The following is a 15,707-nucleotide window of genomic DNA, read 5'->3' as shown; positions in this document are numbered from 1 at the left end:
CGGGGCTGGAGAAATCTCCAGCCCCGCCTCGTTATGTGGTCGTCTGAGGATCAGTGCTTCGGCTGATCGTCATCCTTTCCGACGCGCTTGCGGCCCAGGGAGTAGTCGGCGTCCTTCTTGCGAAGGCTGCCCTTCTTCCGTGCAGTGTGTGCGTCTTTGCCGGCCGAGGCGATGTCGTCGGGGGAGTAGGCTTCGGTCGGCTGGTCTTCAATCGGCGTTTCGGCACTGCGTGTTTCGGCACCGCGTGCGCTGGCTGAAGCTGCCGAAACCGGTGCGGCGGCCTGCGTCTGCTCGTCAGCCTTCGCGGTGGTCTGAGCGTGTGCTTTGCTGTCAGCCTTGGCTCCGGTCTTTGCCGCAGTGTGCGCCTTGTGCTGAGCTTCGCTCTGGCGGTTGTAGTCGTCCTGGCGTTCGCGCAGTGCCTTCACTGCAGCGCGGGCCTTCTTGCGGCGGCCGTGGCCGATGAATGACAGGCCGATAAGCAGGCCGGAACCCAGCAGGATGACGAGGCCCGCGGTGATTCCCGCGTCCATCCAGAACGTCTGCGGGAACAGGCGGATGAGCGAATCGTCAAGGTAGAACTCCCACGTGCCGGCCGAGAAGAACAGGCTGTGGAAACCGCGGAAGAACGTGTCCCAGCTGACCAGTGCGAGGACACCCAGAACGAGGATCGACACGAGTGTGAGGATCGCTCCGAAGCGGATGCCGATGCGCAGGCCCGGACCGTGTGCGCGGCTGAGGTAGAGGCCAGCGAGCACTGCGCCGATGAGTCCGATAATCGCCACCAGCATGAGGATCTGAATGAGGCCCTTGACGTCGGCCATGTGGGCGATTTCGGCGTCGTTGAACACGGCAACGCCGTTGCCGGCGACAACATCGGCCAGGTACCGCTTGGAATCGGCGTTGTACAGGTAGTCGACGGTGTAGGACGCAAAGTGCAGACGGTCCGAAGCGTTGAAGCCGAATTCGTCGACGGGGAAGCCGGGACGGTGGAAGTACTCGAACTTCAGGAACAGTCCGGAGGCTACCGTGCGGACAGCGACTGCGAGCGTGATGAACGGAACAGCGAGGATGACCCACGCGGTTGCCAGAACATCGAGGAACGTGAACCTGCGGTACAGGCGCGTCTGGCTGAGCAGTTCGACCGGCGGCTGTTCGGTCTGAGCTGCACGACCGGCACCCCGGTCGCCCAGGTAGCGCCACTCTTCTTCCGACAGCGCGGCGGGCCTGCGCACACGCGACTCCTGCCGGCGCACCGACGGGTACGCCTCAAACTGCGCGGTGTCGTCGAGTTCGGAGGACCGACCGGCCGCCTTGGCGCCGCGCTGACCGGCGCTGCGTGCGGCAGCGTCGTCCTGCGCGTGCTCAGCGGTTTTCATCCGCTTGGCCACGAGGTCGTCGGAGGTTTCTGGAGTGTTCGATTTTTCAGCCACAGAACCATGGTGCCAATTGTGGGCGGCAAGCGCTCGGATGACACGCGCAATCAGCGCCGACTGCGGGCCGGCGAACTCAGGACAGAAGGGCTGAAAGCAGCACAATCGTGGGGAAGGAGAGGATCGTTGTGACGAAAACGGCATCGCGCACCAGCGTTTCTGCCATGCGGTAGCGCATGGAGTACACGTAGACATTCTGCGCTGTCGGCAGGGCCGAGGTGACGACGATCGCCATGAGGTCAATGCCGGTGAATCCGAGCAGCGGACCGCCGATCACCCACGCAATAAGCGGCTGGACCGCGAGTTTGACCACCGTGATGAGGGTCAGATCCGTACGTGTTCCGCGGGCCGGCACCGCCCAACCGTCTTTGAGGGATATGCCGAACGCCAGCAGAGTGAGCGGCACGGAGGTCGCACCGATCATTGAGACGGGATCGTGGATGATCTGAGGAAGCCGCAGACCGGTGATGGCGAAGAACAGTCCGACGGCCGCACCGATGAGGATCGGGTTGCGGATCACCTGCAGCAGCGGGGTCCACCAGTGGGCGAGAGTACCGGCGCGCTTGGCCTGGTGAATGTCGAGAATCACCATGCCCAGCGGCGCGAGGATCACCAGTTGGAACAGCATGATCGGCGGTACGTACGAACTGGACTTCAGAACGTAGATCGCGATCGGAATGCCCAAGTTGCCGATGTTGACGTAGGACACCGCCCAGCCGCTCATCACCGCCCTGCCCAAGGACCGGTGTTTGAAATAAGAGAAGGTGAACAACGCGATGCCCACGAGTGATGCCGAACCTGCTGTGGCGAAGATGGCGGGGGAGAAGATCCGCTCGAGCGGGGCTTCTGCAATGAGGTCGTACAGCAGCGCCGGGGTCGACACGTAGAAGACGGTGGACGCCAGAACCCTCTGGCCCTGTGAGCCGAGAACTCCGCTGCGCCCTAAGAGGAAGCCCACGAAGATGATGAAGCCGATGACGGCAAAGCCTTCGAGAGCGCCGAGCACAGAATGTCCTTTCTTCGATCAGTCGCCACTCTACGCCTGTCTCATCTTGTGCGCCCAGATGTCCCGAAACACGGACGGGTGGGCGAGGTGCCGGACTGACTGACGAGGTGCCGGGAGGGCGGCTCTTGGAAGTCGGGGGGGAGCGCTGACGCGCCCGCGGTCTCATCTTGCGGTGGGATCCGGCTACTGTTGTGGGGATATGTCTGACGCTTCGTCTTCACAGCCCTCATCCCGCCGGTCTTCGCGCCGCCGCGGGAAGCGGCGCCGTCCCCGCGGCAATTCTCCACAGCAGGCCGAACGCCTGCAGCGGCTGCGCCAAGCGCGCCTGCGGACCGACCTCCACATCGAATATCCCGACGAACTTCCCGTCAGCAGTCGCCGTGATGACATCGCGCAGGCGATCAAAGACAACCAGGTTGTCGTTGTGGCCGGCGAAACCGGTTCGGGCAAAACCACTCAGCTGCCGAAGATCCTGCTGGAATTGGGCTACGGCATCAACGGGCTGATCGGGCACACCCAGCCGCGGCGCATTGCCGCCCGTTCGGTGGCGGCCCGTCTGGCAGAAGAGACCCTCACGGAACTCGGTGAGGGAGTCGGCTATCAGGTGCGCTTCACCTCGGACGTTGTTGATGCCACCCGCGTGAAGGTCATGACCGACGGCATCCTCCTGGCCGAACTGCAGCACGACAAGCGGCTGGAGGCCTATGACGCGATCATCATCGACGAAGCCCACGAACGCAGCCTCAACATTGACTTCCTGCTGGGCTATCTGGCCCGGCTCCTGCCGAAACGGCCCGACCTCAAGGTGATCATCACCTCGGCGACCATCGACCCGGAGTCCTTTGCCGAGCACTTCGGAGATGCGCCGATCGTGTCGGTATCCGGGCGCACCTACCCGGTGGAGATCCGGTATCGGCCAGTTGACGAAGACTTCGCAGAAGACCCTGACGGACTCCTCGAAGAAGAGCAGCCCGAGCCGCGTGCGGCTGTCCCGCACGTACCGGATGCTGATGCGCTCATGTCCGGCCTGCTGCGCGCCGTTGACGAACTCGACCGCGAAGCCCCCGGCGATATCCTCGTGTTCCTATCCGGTGAGGCAGAAATCCGCGACGCGCAGGCAGAGCTCGAAGGCCACATGCGCACCAAGCGGCGCAACTGGGAAATCGTCCCCCTCTACGGTCGACTGTCAGCAGGGGAGCAGCAGCGCGTCTTCGCACCCCACTCCACCCCGCGGATTGTTCTGGCGACCAATGTCGCCGAAACCTCACTGACCGTTCCGGGCATCAAATACGTCATCGACGGCGGCACGGCGCGCATCTCGCGCTACTCCACGCGCACAAAAGTGCAGCGCCTGCCGATCGAGCCGATCTCTCAGGCGTCTGCCCGGCAGCGCTCCGGCCGGTCCGGCCGCACCAGCAACGGCATTGCCATCCGGCTGTACTCGGAAGGCGAATTCGACGCCCGGCCCGAATACACCGACCCGGAGATCCTGCGCACAAACCTCGCCAGCGTGCTGCTCATGATGGCGCAGCTGGGCTTTGTGCGCACAGAAAAGGACATCCTCGACTTCCCGTTCCTCACCCCACCGGAACCCCGGGCGGTTAAGAACGGCAAGAACGCACTCGTCGAACTCGGTGCGCTGCGCGAATCAGGTGGCACCCTGACACTGACCAAGCTGGGCCGGACACTGGCGACTCTGCCGCTGGATCCCAGGCTGGCGCGCATGGTGCTGGCCGGCATCGAGGCGGGGGTAGGCCCGGAAACCGCCGTCATCGTCGCCTTCCTGTCCGGTCAGGACCCCCGTGAACGCCCCACGGAGCAGCGGCAGGAAGCCGATGAGAAGCACAAGCGCTTCCACCATCCGTCGTCTGACTTCCTGTCCGTTCTGCGCCTGTGGAACTACGTGCAGCGCAGATCGGATGAGCTCTCAACCTCGAAGTTCAAAAAGCTGTGCAAGTCCGAGTTCATCCACTTTGTGCGGGTGCGCGAATGGCAGGACCTCGTCCAGCAGATCCGCCAGATGCTCGGCAACATCGGCAAGCACATCGACAGGCCCGGAAGCGAACTCGGAACCCGACCGTCTGAGGCGGTGCAGGCAGATGAGAGCCGCGGCAGGCAGAAGGGGCGCCGCACGAACAAGCGCGGACCCTACACGGCCACGGAACAGGCCGTGCACGAAAGCCTGCTGACTGGCATGCTCGACACAATCGGTGCGCGCACCGTCGAAGGCAAGGACTACATCGGTGCTCGCGGCACCAAGTTCAGAATCTTCCCCGGATCAGGCGTCTTCGGTGCCAACCCCGACTTCGTCATGGCAGCCGAACTCGTTGAAACCTCCCGCCTGTGGGCGCGCACCGTTGCGGCAATCGAACCCGAATGGGTGGTCCGGGCAGCCGGCGAGCTCATCACCCACAGCTACTCAGAACCCCACTGGTCGTCCCGTTCAGCAGCCGCCCTGGCCTACGACAGGATGAGCCTCAACGGCGTCCCGCTGATCTCAGACGCCCGCATCAACTACGGCAAGATCGACCGTGAGGCAGCCCGCGACCTCTTCATCCGCCACGCGCTCATCGAAGGCGACTGGAACGAAAAACACGCCTTCGCCACCCACAACGCCCAGGCGCTGGAAAAGGCCGAGGCGCTCGCCAGCCGCCTGCGCGACCGCCGACTGTTAGCCGAAGACGACGTGCTGTTCGAGTTCTACGACGAACGCCTGCCGGAGAACATCGTGTCCGCCGGGCACTTCAACGGCTGGTGGAAACGCAAGAGGGCGGAAGAGCCCGACTTCCTCAACATCGACCCCAACAGCCTGCTGGCCGCTGACGGAACCGACCTCGAAAGCGCTGCGGACGACTACCCGCTGCAGGTTCAACTGGCCGACGGCAGCAGCGTGCGCCTCAGCTACGCCTATGAACCCGGATCCCGCCGCGACGGCGTGACCGTTTTCCTCAGCCCCGAACAGCTGCGAAGCGTCGACGCCGACGACTTTTCGTGGCAGGTGCCGGGACTGCGCCTGGAATACATCACCGCACTCGTCCGATCCCTGCCGAAGGCGAAAAGAACCTACTTCGTCCCGGCTCCCGACGTCGCAGCTGAAATCCTTGCGGTCGTGACGGGGTCGGAAGACGACAGCCGACTGCTGAACCGGCCTGCCGGCCACGCCCTCGAAGTGCTGGCAGCAGAACTCACGGGTCGGGCCGGTGGAGGCGGACTCATGGACCGCGTGCCCATCACCGTCACACCCGATGACTTCGAGCTTGTGCGGCTGCCAAGCCACCTTCGGATGAGCTTCGTCATCCGGCGCGGCAGAAAAACACTCGCCAGCGGAGAGAACCTCGCAGAACTTCAGCAGCGCGCCAAAAACCTTGACGCGGCAGCTGACAGACAGCCCGCACCCGCACCCACCGCCCCTGCCCGCACGACTAAGGTGAAGACGCAGACCGCGGTACCGGCACCTCGTCAGGGGATCCGGGGATGGGACTTCGGCGCCTTCCCGCAGCCAATCGAGGCGGACGGCCGCCGATTCTTCCCAGCACTCGTCGACGAGGGAACCTCCGTGACCCTGCGCTACTCAGCAGACGAAACCTGGGCCCACCAGGCAACAATCCTGGGAGTCACACGGCTGCTGAGCTTCGGACAGAAAGAAGCCGCCCGCTACTGCCAAGACGCCCTGAACAACACAGCAAAGCTTGTGCTCGGGGCCCGCCGCACCAAGGACTCCGACCCGCTGGAAGACGCCGTCTTCACCGCGGTCGGCAGGATCGTGCGCACCGCACAGTGCCTGAACCGCACTGACGACCACGGACTGCCCGGCGGCGGCGACCACCCGCGGACAGAAGAGGAATACAAAGCGCTTCAGCGCGAAGTGGCCAGCCGCATCACCGGTGAACTCGACAGGGTCTACCAGGCGCTGACCCGCACCTACACACTCGCGGCGGATATCGAACGGACCATCAAGAACACCCGCTCACTGACAGTGCTCGCCTCGATAACCGACGAACAGGCCCACCTGGCGGCCCTCCTGCAGCCGGGCTTCCTGACACAAGTCGCACCCGACTACGTGCTGCGCATGCCGGCATACCTCGAGGCTGCAGCGAACCGTCTGGACAAACTCGGCACACAGGCCAGCCGCGACCGCCAGTTCATGGACCGTATCCAACAGGTGCGCACCCAAATCGACGACAAGCTCGGCCGGGTGCTCGGCAGTGCGGCCCGGGACGACGCTGAGCGATTCAGCGCCGTCCTGCCCGCCGAATGGCAAAAAGTCCTCTGGGACGTCGAAGAGCTGCGCGTATCACTGTGGGCACCCCACGTCGGCACGGCACACACCGTGTCCGAACAGCGCATCACCAAAGCGCTCGCAAAACTGTAGGGCCTCCCAGGTGAGAACCGTGGCCCCGCAAGGGGCAGTGGGAGGGAAGCGGCGCCTCGTGAATCAGATGTAGAACAAGATCCAGGACGCCGGGAAGAGAGCTGCGGTGCAGACCGCTGCAAGCGCCCAGCGGATGCGCTTCTTGGCCGTCTTGCGGGTCAGTGCGACCCAGTAGACGATGATCGTGGCCGCCGTCATCAGCCAGCCGGCGGAAGCCAAAAACCACATGCCCAACAGCTGGCTGTTCGGCACGCTCAGCTGCTGCATGGGCTGCATGAAGTGCGCGGCCATGAGCGACATCGCGATGCCCAGTAAGCACAGCGCCAAAGACACAATGGCCGAGGCGATGAACACCCACAGCACCCGCCGGTCGCGACTGACCGGGCGGGCCACCACCGAATATTCGGCGCCCTCGGTGCGCTGTCTGCTGGTTCTGTTCCTCTTGGCCACGGAACCATCCTACGGAACCAAGTACGAGGTGCCGCCCACCTTCCGCCTGAGAGCTCAGCAGGCTGTCCTAGACTGGCCGGGTGACTCCCACCCCGCAGACCATTCGTGACGAAGCCGCCAGACGGCGCACATTCGCCGTCATCGCCCACCCCGACGCCGGTAAATCAACCCTGACCGAAGCGCTCGCCCTGCACGCGCGCGCCATCGGCCAGGCCGGCGCAACCCACGGCAAGGCCGGCCGTCGCGCCACCGTGTCCGACTGGATGCAGATGGAGCAGGACCGCGGCATTTCGATTTCCTCAGCCGCTCTGCAGTTCGAATACCGCGACTGCGTGGTCAACCTCATCGACACCCCCGGTCACGCCGACTTCTCAGAAGACACCTACCGCGTGCTGTCGTCCGTCGACTGCGCCATCATGCTCGTCGACGCGGCCAAGGGCATGGAAGAGCAGACCATGAAGCTGTTCGAAGTCTGCTCCCACCGCAACATCCCGATCATGACGGTCATCAACAAGTGGGACCGCCCCGGTCTGGAATCGCTGGAGCTCATGGACGAAATCCAGCAGAAGACCGGCATGCTGCCCACACCGCTGACGTGGCCCGTGGGTGACTCCGGTGACTTCCGCGGCGTGCTTGACCGTGAAACGGGGGAGTACACCAAGTTCACCCGCACCGACGGCGGCGCCACCATCGCCGGCGCTGAAACCATGGACCCCGCACGGGCCGAAGAAGTCGAAGGCGACGTGTGGACCACCGCCGTCGAAGAATCCGAGCTTCTGGAACTGGAAGAGCAGAACTTCGACTACGACGAATTCCGGGCCGGCAAGCACACCCCGGTGATGTTCGCCTCAGCCGTCCTCAACTTCGGTGTGGCCAAAATCCTCGACACGCTCATCGACCGCGCTCCGGCGGCAGAACCTCGCCTGGACCGCGACGGCGAACCTCGACCCGTCGATGCGCCTTTCTCCGGCTTCGTGTTCAAAGTGCAGGCCGGAATGGACCGCAACCACCGCGACCTTTTGGCCTACATCCGCGTGTGCTCCGGAGTTTTCGAACGCGGCATGGTCGTCACCCACGCCGAAACGAAAAAGCCGTTTGCCACCAAACACGCTCAGCACGTCTTCGGCCGTGACCGCGACTCCGTTGAGACCGCCTACCCCGGAGACGTCGTCGGCTTGGTCAACGCCTCAGCCCTGCGCGTCGGCGACAGCCTCTACGTCGACGAGCCCGTGCAGTTCCCACCGATTCCGTCGTTCAGCCCCGAACACTTCATGGTCATCCGCGCGAAAGACCCGTCGAAGTACAAGCAGTTCCGCCGCGGCATCGACCAGCTGGACCACGAGGGCGTCATCCAGGTGCTGCGCTCCGACCTGCGCGGCGATCAGGCCCCCGTGCTCGGAGCCGTCGGCCCGATTCAGTTCGAAGTGGTCGAAGACCGCATGGTCAACGAATTCAACTCACCGTGCCGCCTGGAGTCCCTGCCCTACACGCTGGCCCGCCGCACAGTGAAGGACGACATCCCCAAACTGGCGAAAGAGCGCAGCGTCGAAGTGCTCGAACGCTCCGACGGCACACTGTTGGCTCTCTTCTCCGACCGGTGGCGCCTGGGCGGTGTGGAGCGGGAAAACCCCGGCATCACACTTGAGCCGCTGGTGGTCACCTGACCGACTGCGAGCACCTCGCGGCGGGGGTTTAGAATAAAAAGCCGGGCAGACTCTGGTCCTGACTGCGTCGCTGCTAAGGACCCTGCCCGCAGTCATGTCTGCAATAAGGAGCTAGGACAAGTGGGAAACACGTCGATCCGCGTCGCCATCGCGGGCCTGGGAAACTGCGCAACGTCACTCATCGAGGGCGTTGAATACTACAAGGACGCAGATCCCGAATCGAAGGTTCCGGGACTCATGCACGTGCAGTTCGGCGACTACCACATCAGCGACATCGAATTCGTCGCAGCGTTCGACGTCGACGCTGACAAGGTCGGCAAGGACATTTCCGAAGCCGCCTACTCCAGCGAGAACCACACCATCAAAATCACTGACATCCCGCACACCGGGGTGGAAGTGCAGCGCGGCCCAACGCTTGACGGCCTCGGCAAGTACTATCGCGAAACCATCACCGAATCCGAGGCCGAACCGGTTGACGTTGCGCAGGCTCTGCGCGACGCGAAGGTCGACGTTCTGGTGTGCTACCTGCCGGTTGGCTCGCAGAAGGCCGTCGAATACTACGCGCAGGCCGCAATCGATGCGAAGGTCGCGTTCGTCAACGCCCTGCCGGTGTTCATCGCAGGCACTAAGGAATGGGACGACAAGTTCAAGGAAGCCGGCGTGCCGATCGTCGGCGACGACATCAAGAGCCAGATCGGTGCGACCATCACCCACCGCGTCATGGCCCGCCTGTTCGAAGAGCGCGGCGTGATCCTCGACCGCACCTACCAGCTCAACGTCGGCGGCAACATGGACTTCAAAAACATGCTCGAACGTGAGCGCCTGGAGTCCAAGAAGATCTCGAAGACCCAGGCGGTCACCTCGAACACCTCGGCAGAACTGTCCGACCGTGACGTGCACATCGGCCCCTCCGACTACGTGGGCTGGTTGGATGACCGCAAGTGGGCTTTTGTGCGCCTGGAGGGCCGCAACTTCGGCGACGCCCCGGTGTCCCTGGAATACAAGCTCGAAGTGTGGGACTCGCCGAACTCCGCCGGTGTCATCATCGACGCCGTGCGCGCAGCCAAGATCGGCCTGGACCGCGGCATCGGCGGTGCGCTGATCTCAGCATCCTCGTACTTTATGAAGTCCCCGCCGCTCCAGCAGAACGACGAAGCCGCACACGCGGCCGTAGAAGCCTTTATTGCCGGCGAAGCCGACAGCTGACCTGCCACAACACACACAGAACACTCTGAGGAGAGATCTCCAATGCACGTCATCGTAGTCGGAGCCGGATTCGTCGGGCTCTCCAGCGCACTCCACCTGGCCGCAGACGGCCACGAGGTGACCGTCCTGGAGCGCACCGGTGTTGCCGCCGGATCCAGCTGGGGCAACGCGGGATTCGTTGTTCCCCCGATGACGAAGCCGCTCGCCGCTCCCGGCGCGTGGGTCAACGGCTTCGACATGATGCTCAACAAGGACGCCCCGCTGTCCATGCCGCAGCCGTTCTCGCCGCGCCTGGCGCTGTTCCTGGCGAAGTTCGCATCCCAGATGACGAAGAAGCGCTACGCCGCCTCCGTGCGTGCCGAAGCTCCCGCTCTTAAGGACGCTTTCGCGGCTTTCGGCCGGATGGAAGAGCTCGGCGTCAAGGCGTCGCTGACGCGGGCCACCTTCACGATGGGCTTTGAATCCGCCGACGGTCTTGAGGGCCTGAAGGCCGGCATGGCCGAAAGCAATTCGGTGGGCCTGGAAGGCAACGTCGACGTTGTATCGCCGGAGGTTCTGCCGTTCTTCTCCGACAAGATCACGCACGCCGCTCAGGTGCGCGACCAGGCCTACATCGACCCGCCGGCCTACATGGAGGCTCTCGCTGAAGCCTGCCGTACGGCCGGTGTGAACATCATCGAAGACGCCGACGTCGTGTCCGGGCATGAAGGTGACAACGGGGTTGGGCTCGTCGATCGCAAGGGCCGCTCCTATTGCGGTGACGCGGTCGTCGTCGCCGCCGGCGTGTGGTCAGACGACCTGCTTGAAACGCTCCACGGCAAAAAGGCCCGCATCGGCATGGCCGCAGGTCGCGGCTACTCGTTCACCGCCTCGGTCGACCCCGAATTCCTGCCGACCGAACCGGTCCGCTTCCCCTCGGTCAGCGTTGTCATCACGCCCTACCGCGGCAAAGTCCGCGTGGGGGGAACCATGGAGTTCCTGCCGGCAGATGCACCCATGAACCCCGCGCGCATCGACTCGATCAAGAAGGCCCTGCGCCCGCTGGTCCGCGGCATCGACCTGGAGAACACCACGGACCACTGGATGGGTCCGCGTCCGGTCAGCCCCGATGGCAGCGAGCGTGTTGAAGCCGTTTCGCAGCGCACTTTCGTCGCATCCGGTCACGGTATGTGGGGCATCACGCTTGGTCCGCGGGCCGGCGAAATCATTGCGAAGCTCGTCGCGCAGCGACTGGGTCGCTGACGCACTAGAATTCACAGGGGAGAGCGTCCCCTCGCGTTCCTATAGTCAAGGAGGAGACTATGACGCATATTGCAGTAGTCGGAGCCGGAATGGTCGGCCTGGCAAGTGCACTCAACCTGGCTGACGCCGGATACGACGTCACCGTACTCGACCGCAAGGGTGTTGCCGCCGGTGCAAGCTGGGGCAACGCCGGCTTCATCTGCCCGTCGATGACCTTCCCGCTGTCGGCACCGGGCGAATGGAAGAACGGCTTTGACGCCGTCACCAACAAGGATGCCCCGCTGGCTCTGCCGCAGCCCTTCAACCCGAAGCTGTGGAAGTTCCTCACGACCTTCGCCCTGCAGATGACCGAAAAGAAGTTCAAGCGCGCAGTCGATGAACTCGCACCGGACCTCAAGGACTCCATCGCATCGTTCGAACGTCTCAAGGACTTCGGCGTCGAAGGCAAGTTCAACCACTCCGACTTCACCGTCGGTCTGGGCTCGGAAGCAGAACTCCACCACTTCATCGAAGAGACCGGCATCAACCGCGACGCAGGTGTGCCCTCTGTTGTTGAGACCTTCGACCCGCGCGAAAAGCCGTACTTCACGGACCTTGTCACCCACGGTGCAATCGTGAAGGACCAGGCGTACATCGACCCACCGGCATACGTGCAGTCGATCGCCGATGCAGCTGAGAAGCTGGGCGTGAAGATCGTGACCGACGCCGAGATCGTCACCGGCCACGTCGGTGCTGACGGTGTCGGCCTGGTTGATGCTCAGGGTCGCAGCTACAGCTTCGACGGCGTTGTCATCGCCGCCGGCGCGTGGTCGGACGAACTGCTGCGTAAGCTGCACGGCAAGTCCGCCACCATCGGCATGGCAGCTGGCCGCGGATACTCGTTCACCGCTCAGGTCGACCCCGAGTACCTGCCCACCACCCCGGTCTACCTGCCCACCACGCGCGTTGTGTTCACCCCGTACCGTGGTGGTGTGCGCGTGGGCGGCACCATGGAGTTCCTCGACCCGGATGCTCCGCTGCGTCCCGAGCGCATCGAATCTATGAAGCGCGTGGCCAGCAAGTACATGAAGGGCATCGACCTGGAGAACACCACCGACCACTGGGTTGGTCCTCGCCCGGTCAGCCCCACCGGCCCGCCGAAGATCGAAGCCCTCTCGCCGCGCAGCTTCGTCGCTGCAGGCCACGGCATGTGGGGCATTGCCCACGGACCGCGTGCCGGTGAGCAGATCGCACAGATCGTCAAGCGCACCCTCAAGTGATGCTTTCCTGAGTGCCGCCGCAGAATCCTCCCGCAGGGGAATTCTGCGGCGGCATTTTGCTGTTGAAACATCACAGACTGTAAAATCCCGTGCAACGGAAGCGACCAGAAAGAGTCTCATGGCAAACCCGCTGATGAACAGGGCCCTGAACGAAGGCGTGAAAGACCGCCAGACCCCTTCGGCCGATCACCTCAACTCCATGTACATGGCCCCGTCGGCAGAGAACCGCAACGCCGGCCCCGGCCAGCCGGCCCAGCCGCAGGCTCCGGCCGCCGAACGCCCCATGCAGTACAACGACGTCTTCATGAAGTCGCTGGCCTGCTTCGGTGTTCTTCTCGTTGGCGCAATCGTCGGCTGGGTGATGCCCGCTCTGGCGCTGCCAGCTGTGCTCATCGGCCTGGTTCTGGGCCTGATCAACGCGTTCAAGCGCGAACCCGTCCCGTTCCTCATCCTGGCCTACGCCGCCGTTGAGGGCGTTTTCCTCGGCGGTATTTCGAAGATCTTCGAAACCGCCTACGACGGCATTGTCATTCAGGCGGTGCTGGCAACGCTCAGCGTCTTCGCTGTGATGTTTGCTCTCTTCAAGTTCAAGATCGTTCGCTTCGGCGCCAAGGGCATGAAGTTCCTCATGCTGGCTGTTGGCGGCTACGCGGTGTTCTCGCTCATCAACTTCTTCTACGTCATGTTCACCGGCAACGGTGGTGCGCGCAACGTGCAGATTGAACTGTTCGGCATGACGTTCCCGCTGGGCATCATCATCGGCGTTGTCGCCGTTGTGCTGGCATCGCTGACCCTGATCACCGACTTCCAGGCAATCGAAGCCGGCGTCGACAACAAGATCCCGGAGCGCTACTCCTGGACCATGGCGTTTTCCCTCATGGTGTCGCTCATCTGGCTGTACGTCGAAATCTTGCGCCTGCTGTCCTACTTCCGTCAGGACTGACATGAGTGACGTGTTCGCTGCCGATCAGGCGAGTGAACAGCACCGACAGAAAGCGGCGGACCTCGAAAGCGAGGTCCGCCGTCTTCGTGTCCGGCTGGTTTCGCTCACGGTCGACGCATGGTCTCAGGTGCCCGATGGACAGCAGCTGAGCCGCCGGCAGCTGGTCGCGGCCGCTGTTCGTCAGCTGTGTGATCTGACAGGCCCACCGGAGGGCGCACCCGAAATCTGGAAAGCTGACGAGGCACAGCTCCCGTTCCGCCTGTTCGCTCTGTTGGAAGCGGCACAGCCGCGCAGGGGAGCGGGTGAGGAACACACGGCCACTGCACTTGCCCTTGCCGAAAACCTCAGGCGCAGTCTGTGAGGCGAGCCGGAGGCCCCTCGTGTGCGGCCTTGCGGCACCGGAGCCGCACGGCTCCAGTGCCAGTGCCGATCAGGTGAGTGCGCGCTTGAGCGTGTCGAGACCCACCGAGCCGATTGCCAGGGCCTTGGTGTGGAAGTCCTTGAGCCTGAAATTCGGGTCGCTGGCCTTCGCGGCGTCGCGCGTCTGCTCCCACAGACGCTGGCCGATCTTGTAGGACGGCGCCTGGCCCGGCCAGCCCAGGTAGCGGTCGAGTTCGAACGCGAGGAAGCTGCGCTCCATGGCCACGTTGTCGGTGAGGAACGTCCAGGCCTTGTCCGCATCCCACGTGCCGCCGCCGATTGATTCGGGAGCAGGCAGACCAAGGTGCACGCCGATGTCGAGGCACACACGGGCTGCCCTCAGCCGCTGGGAGTCGAGCATGCCCATGTAGTCGCCCAAATCGTCCAGGAAACCGAGCTCGGCCATGAGCGCCTCGGAGTAGAGGGCCCATCCTTCGCCGTGACCGGACACCCAGCACAGCTGACGGCGCCACGTGTTGAGGCTGTCGGCCATGTGGGTCGCCCCGCCCACCTGCAGGTGATGGCCGGGAACGCCCTCGTGGTAGACGGTCGTAAGCTCCTGCCACGTGTTGAATGTTTCAACACCGGCCGGCACCGACCACCACATGCGGCCCGGGCGTGAAAAGTCGTCGGTCGGGCCGGTGTAGTAGATGCCGCCTGTGCCGTCGGGCAGGACCATGCATTCGATCGTCTTGACCGGTTCGGGAATGTCGAAGTGCACGCCCGCAAGTTCCTCAATGGCCCGGTCGGCCTTGTCTTGCATCCAGACGCGCAGAGCGTCCAGGCCGTGCACCTGGCGCTGCGGATCGGCATTGAGCTTGTCGAAGCACTCAGCGACGGTGGAACCGGGGTAGAGCTCGTTTGCCACGCGGCGCTGTTCGGCGTCGATCGCGGTCAGCTGTTCCAGGCCCCAGGCGTAGGTTTCGTCGAGGTCGACCTCGGCTCCCAGGAACTGGCGAGAGAACAGAGCGTAGTCGTCGCGACCGCAGGCGTCGGTTTCGGTGGCCAGGGGAGCGATGATGTCGCCGAGGAAGTCAGCGAGCGAATCGTAGGCTTCTCGCGCGCCGTCAGCGGCTGTGCGGACTTCTGCCGATAGAGCTTCCGAGGCGGTGTCGGCCGCCTGCTGGGCGAAGCGGTCGAAGCTACCGTCGGACTTTGCATGGTCGCGGCACTGTTCGATGACACGCTTGACCTGCCGCAGAGCCGGCGGGCGGCCGTCGTGGGCGGCCTGGCTCAGTGCGTGTCGGTACTCGGTGAGTGCCCTGGGCACCTGCGACAGTCGGACGGCGTTGTCCTTCCAGTCGTCTTCCGTGTCAGTGGGCACGAGGTCGAAGAGCATCTGCACATCCTGCGGTGCGGATGCAATGACGTTGAGTTCGCCGGACGTCAGGCCGGCGGCGTGCAGTTCGCGCTCACAGCCCAGGCGCTCCCGCATGGCATCGAGCGTGACGGCATCGACCTCGTCGAGGTTCTGCGCTTCCTGTTCTGCTTTGTCGAGTTCGCGCAGCGTGCGGGCGTTGAGCTCATCGAGCTGGTCTGCGGCTTCGCGGCTCTGGGAATCCAGGCGCGTGCGGTCTCCGTCAAGGCCAGCGGTGACAGACAGGGTGGGGAACAGGTCAACAAGGGAGCGGGCGTAGTCTTCGGCGACTTCATCGACTGCCGAAGGGATTCGCGATAGTTCAGTCATGGTCCCACTGTAAAGGGCGGAAAAGGCA

Annotated in this window: 11 protein-coding genes; 7 read left to right on the top strand and 4 right to left on the bottom strand. The window is 63.9% G+C overall.

All coding sequences use genetic code 11. The features are described from left to right. Positions 1-50: 50 nt before the first annotated feature. Entirely contained in the window at positions 51-1,430 is a 1,380-nt protein-coding gene (locus HMPREF3092_RS09145; protein ID WP_070424671.1) for a TIGR01906 family membrane protein, read from the bottom strand. A gap of 76 nt (positions 1,431-1,506) precedes the next feature. Continuing rightward, positions 1,507-2,436: an AEC family transporter gene (locus HMPREF3092_RS09140; protein ID WP_019175668.1), complete on the bottom strand. Its 930-nt coding sequence runs from the start codon at positions 2,434-2,436 to the stop codon at positions 1,507-1,509. A gap of 199 nt (positions 2,437-2,635) precedes the next feature. Between HMPREF3092_RS09140 and hrpA the strand changes: the two genes are divergently transcribed. After that, the gene (hrpA, locus tag HMPREF3092_RS09135) at positions 2,636-6,808 is read left to right on the top strand and encodes an ATP-dependent RNA helicase HrpA (RefSeq protein WP_070424670.1); all 4,173 of its coding nucleotides are present in this window, start codon (positions 2,636-2,638) and stop codon (positions 6,806-6,808) included. 63 nt (positions 6,809-6,871) lie between these two features. Here the strand turns inward: hrpA and HMPREF3092_RS09130 are convergent, their stop codons facing one another. Continuing rightward, entirely contained in the window at positions 6,872-7,258 is a 387-nt protein-coding gene (locus tag HMPREF3092_RS09130; RefSeq protein WP_070424669.1) for a hypothetical protein, read from the bottom strand. A gap of 80 nt (positions 7,259-7,338) precedes the next feature. Between HMPREF3092_RS09130 and HMPREF3092_RS09125 the strand changes: the two genes are divergently transcribed. The 6 genes from HMPREF3092_RS09125 (at position 7,339) to HMPREF3092_RS09100 (ending at position 13,933) form a co-directional block, all read left to right on the top strand. Beyond that, entirely contained in the window at positions 7,339-8,922 is a 1,584-nt protein-coding gene (locus HMPREF3092_RS09125) for a peptide chain release factor 3 (protein ID WP_062019678.1), read from the top strand. A 120-nt stretch (positions 8,923-9,042) separates the two neighbouring features. Next, positions 9,043-10,128, top strand: a complete 1,086-nt coding sequence (locus HMPREF3092_RS09120) for an inositol-3-phosphate synthase (RefSeq protein WP_070424668.1) — start codon at positions 9,043-9,045, stop codon at positions 10,126-10,128. A gap of 42 nt (positions 10,129-10,170) precedes the next feature. Beyond that, on the top strand, positions 10,171-11,370 hold the full coding sequence (locus tag HMPREF3092_RS09115) for an NAD(P)/FAD-dependent oxidoreductase (protein WP_070424667.1): 1,200 nt from the start codon (positions 10,171-10,173) through the stop codon (positions 11,368-11,370). Between the two features lie 59 nt (positions 11,371-11,429). Beyond that, positions 11,430-12,629: an NAD(P)/FAD-dependent oxidoreductase gene (locus HMPREF3092_RS09110; protein ID WP_019175662.1), complete on the top strand. Its 1,200-nt coding sequence runs from the start codon at positions 11,430-11,432 to the stop codon at positions 12,627-12,629. A 118-nt stretch (positions 12,630-12,747) separates the two neighbouring features. After that, complete coding sequence (locus tag HMPREF3092_RS09105; protein ID WP_070424666.1) at positions 12,748-13,572, top strand: Bax inhibitor-1/YccA family protein; 825 nt, start codon at positions 12,748-12,750, stop codon at positions 13,570-13,572. A 1-nt stretch (position 13,573) separates the two neighbouring features. After that, entirely contained in the window at positions 13,574-13,933 is a 360-nt protein-coding gene (locus HMPREF3092_RS09100) for a hypothetical protein (protein ID WP_070424665.1), read from the top strand. A 69-nt stretch (positions 13,934-14,002) separates the two neighbouring features. Here HMPREF3092_RS09100 and HMPREF3092_RS09095 read toward each other — a convergent pair whose 3' ends face one another. After that, positions 14,003-15,679 carry a DUF885 domain-containing protein gene (locus tag HMPREF3092_RS09095; RefSeq protein ID WP_070424664.1) on the bottom strand — a complete coding sequence of 559 codons (1,677 nt, stop codon included), beginning with the start codon at positions 15,677-15,679 and terminating at the stop codon, positions 14,003-14,005. Between the last annotated feature and the right edge of the window lie 28 nt (positions 15,680-15,707).

Origin of the sequence: Brevibacterium sp. HMSC24B04 (assembly GCF_001806835.1) — a bacterium.
GTDB lineage: Bacteria > Actinomycetota > Actinomycetes > Actinomycetales > Brevibacteriaceae > Brevibacterium > Brevibacterium ravenspurgense.
The sequence above is the reverse complement of the archived record's forward strand: the minus strand, read 5'-3'. Positions and strand labels throughout refer to the sequence as shown.

Coding starts and splice junctions, on each gene's coding strand:
- hrpA (WP_070424670.1), top strand. CDS start 2,636: ATGTCTGACGCTTCGTCTTCACAGCCCTCATCCCGCCGGTCTTCGCGC.
- HMPREF3092_RS09115 (WP_070424667.1), top strand. CDS start 10,171: ATGCACGTCATCGTAGTCGGAGCCGGATTCGTCGGGCTCTCCAGCGCA.
- HMPREF3092_RS09110 (WP_019175662.1), top strand. CDS start 11,430: ATGACGCATATTGCAGTAGTCGGAGCCGGAATGGTCGGCCTGGCAAGT.
- HMPREF3092_RS09105 (WP_070424666.1), top strand. CDS start 12,748: ATGGCAAACCCGCTGATGAACAGGGCCCTGAACGAAGGCGTGAAAGAC.
- HMPREF3092_RS09100 (WP_070424665.1), top strand. CDS start 13,574: ATGAGTGACGTGTTCGCTGCCGATCAGGCGAGTGAACAGCACCGACAG.
- HMPREF3092_RS09095 (WP_070424664.1), bottom strand. CDS start 15,679: ATGACTGAACTATCGCGAATCCCTTCGGCAGTCGATGAAGTCGCCGAA.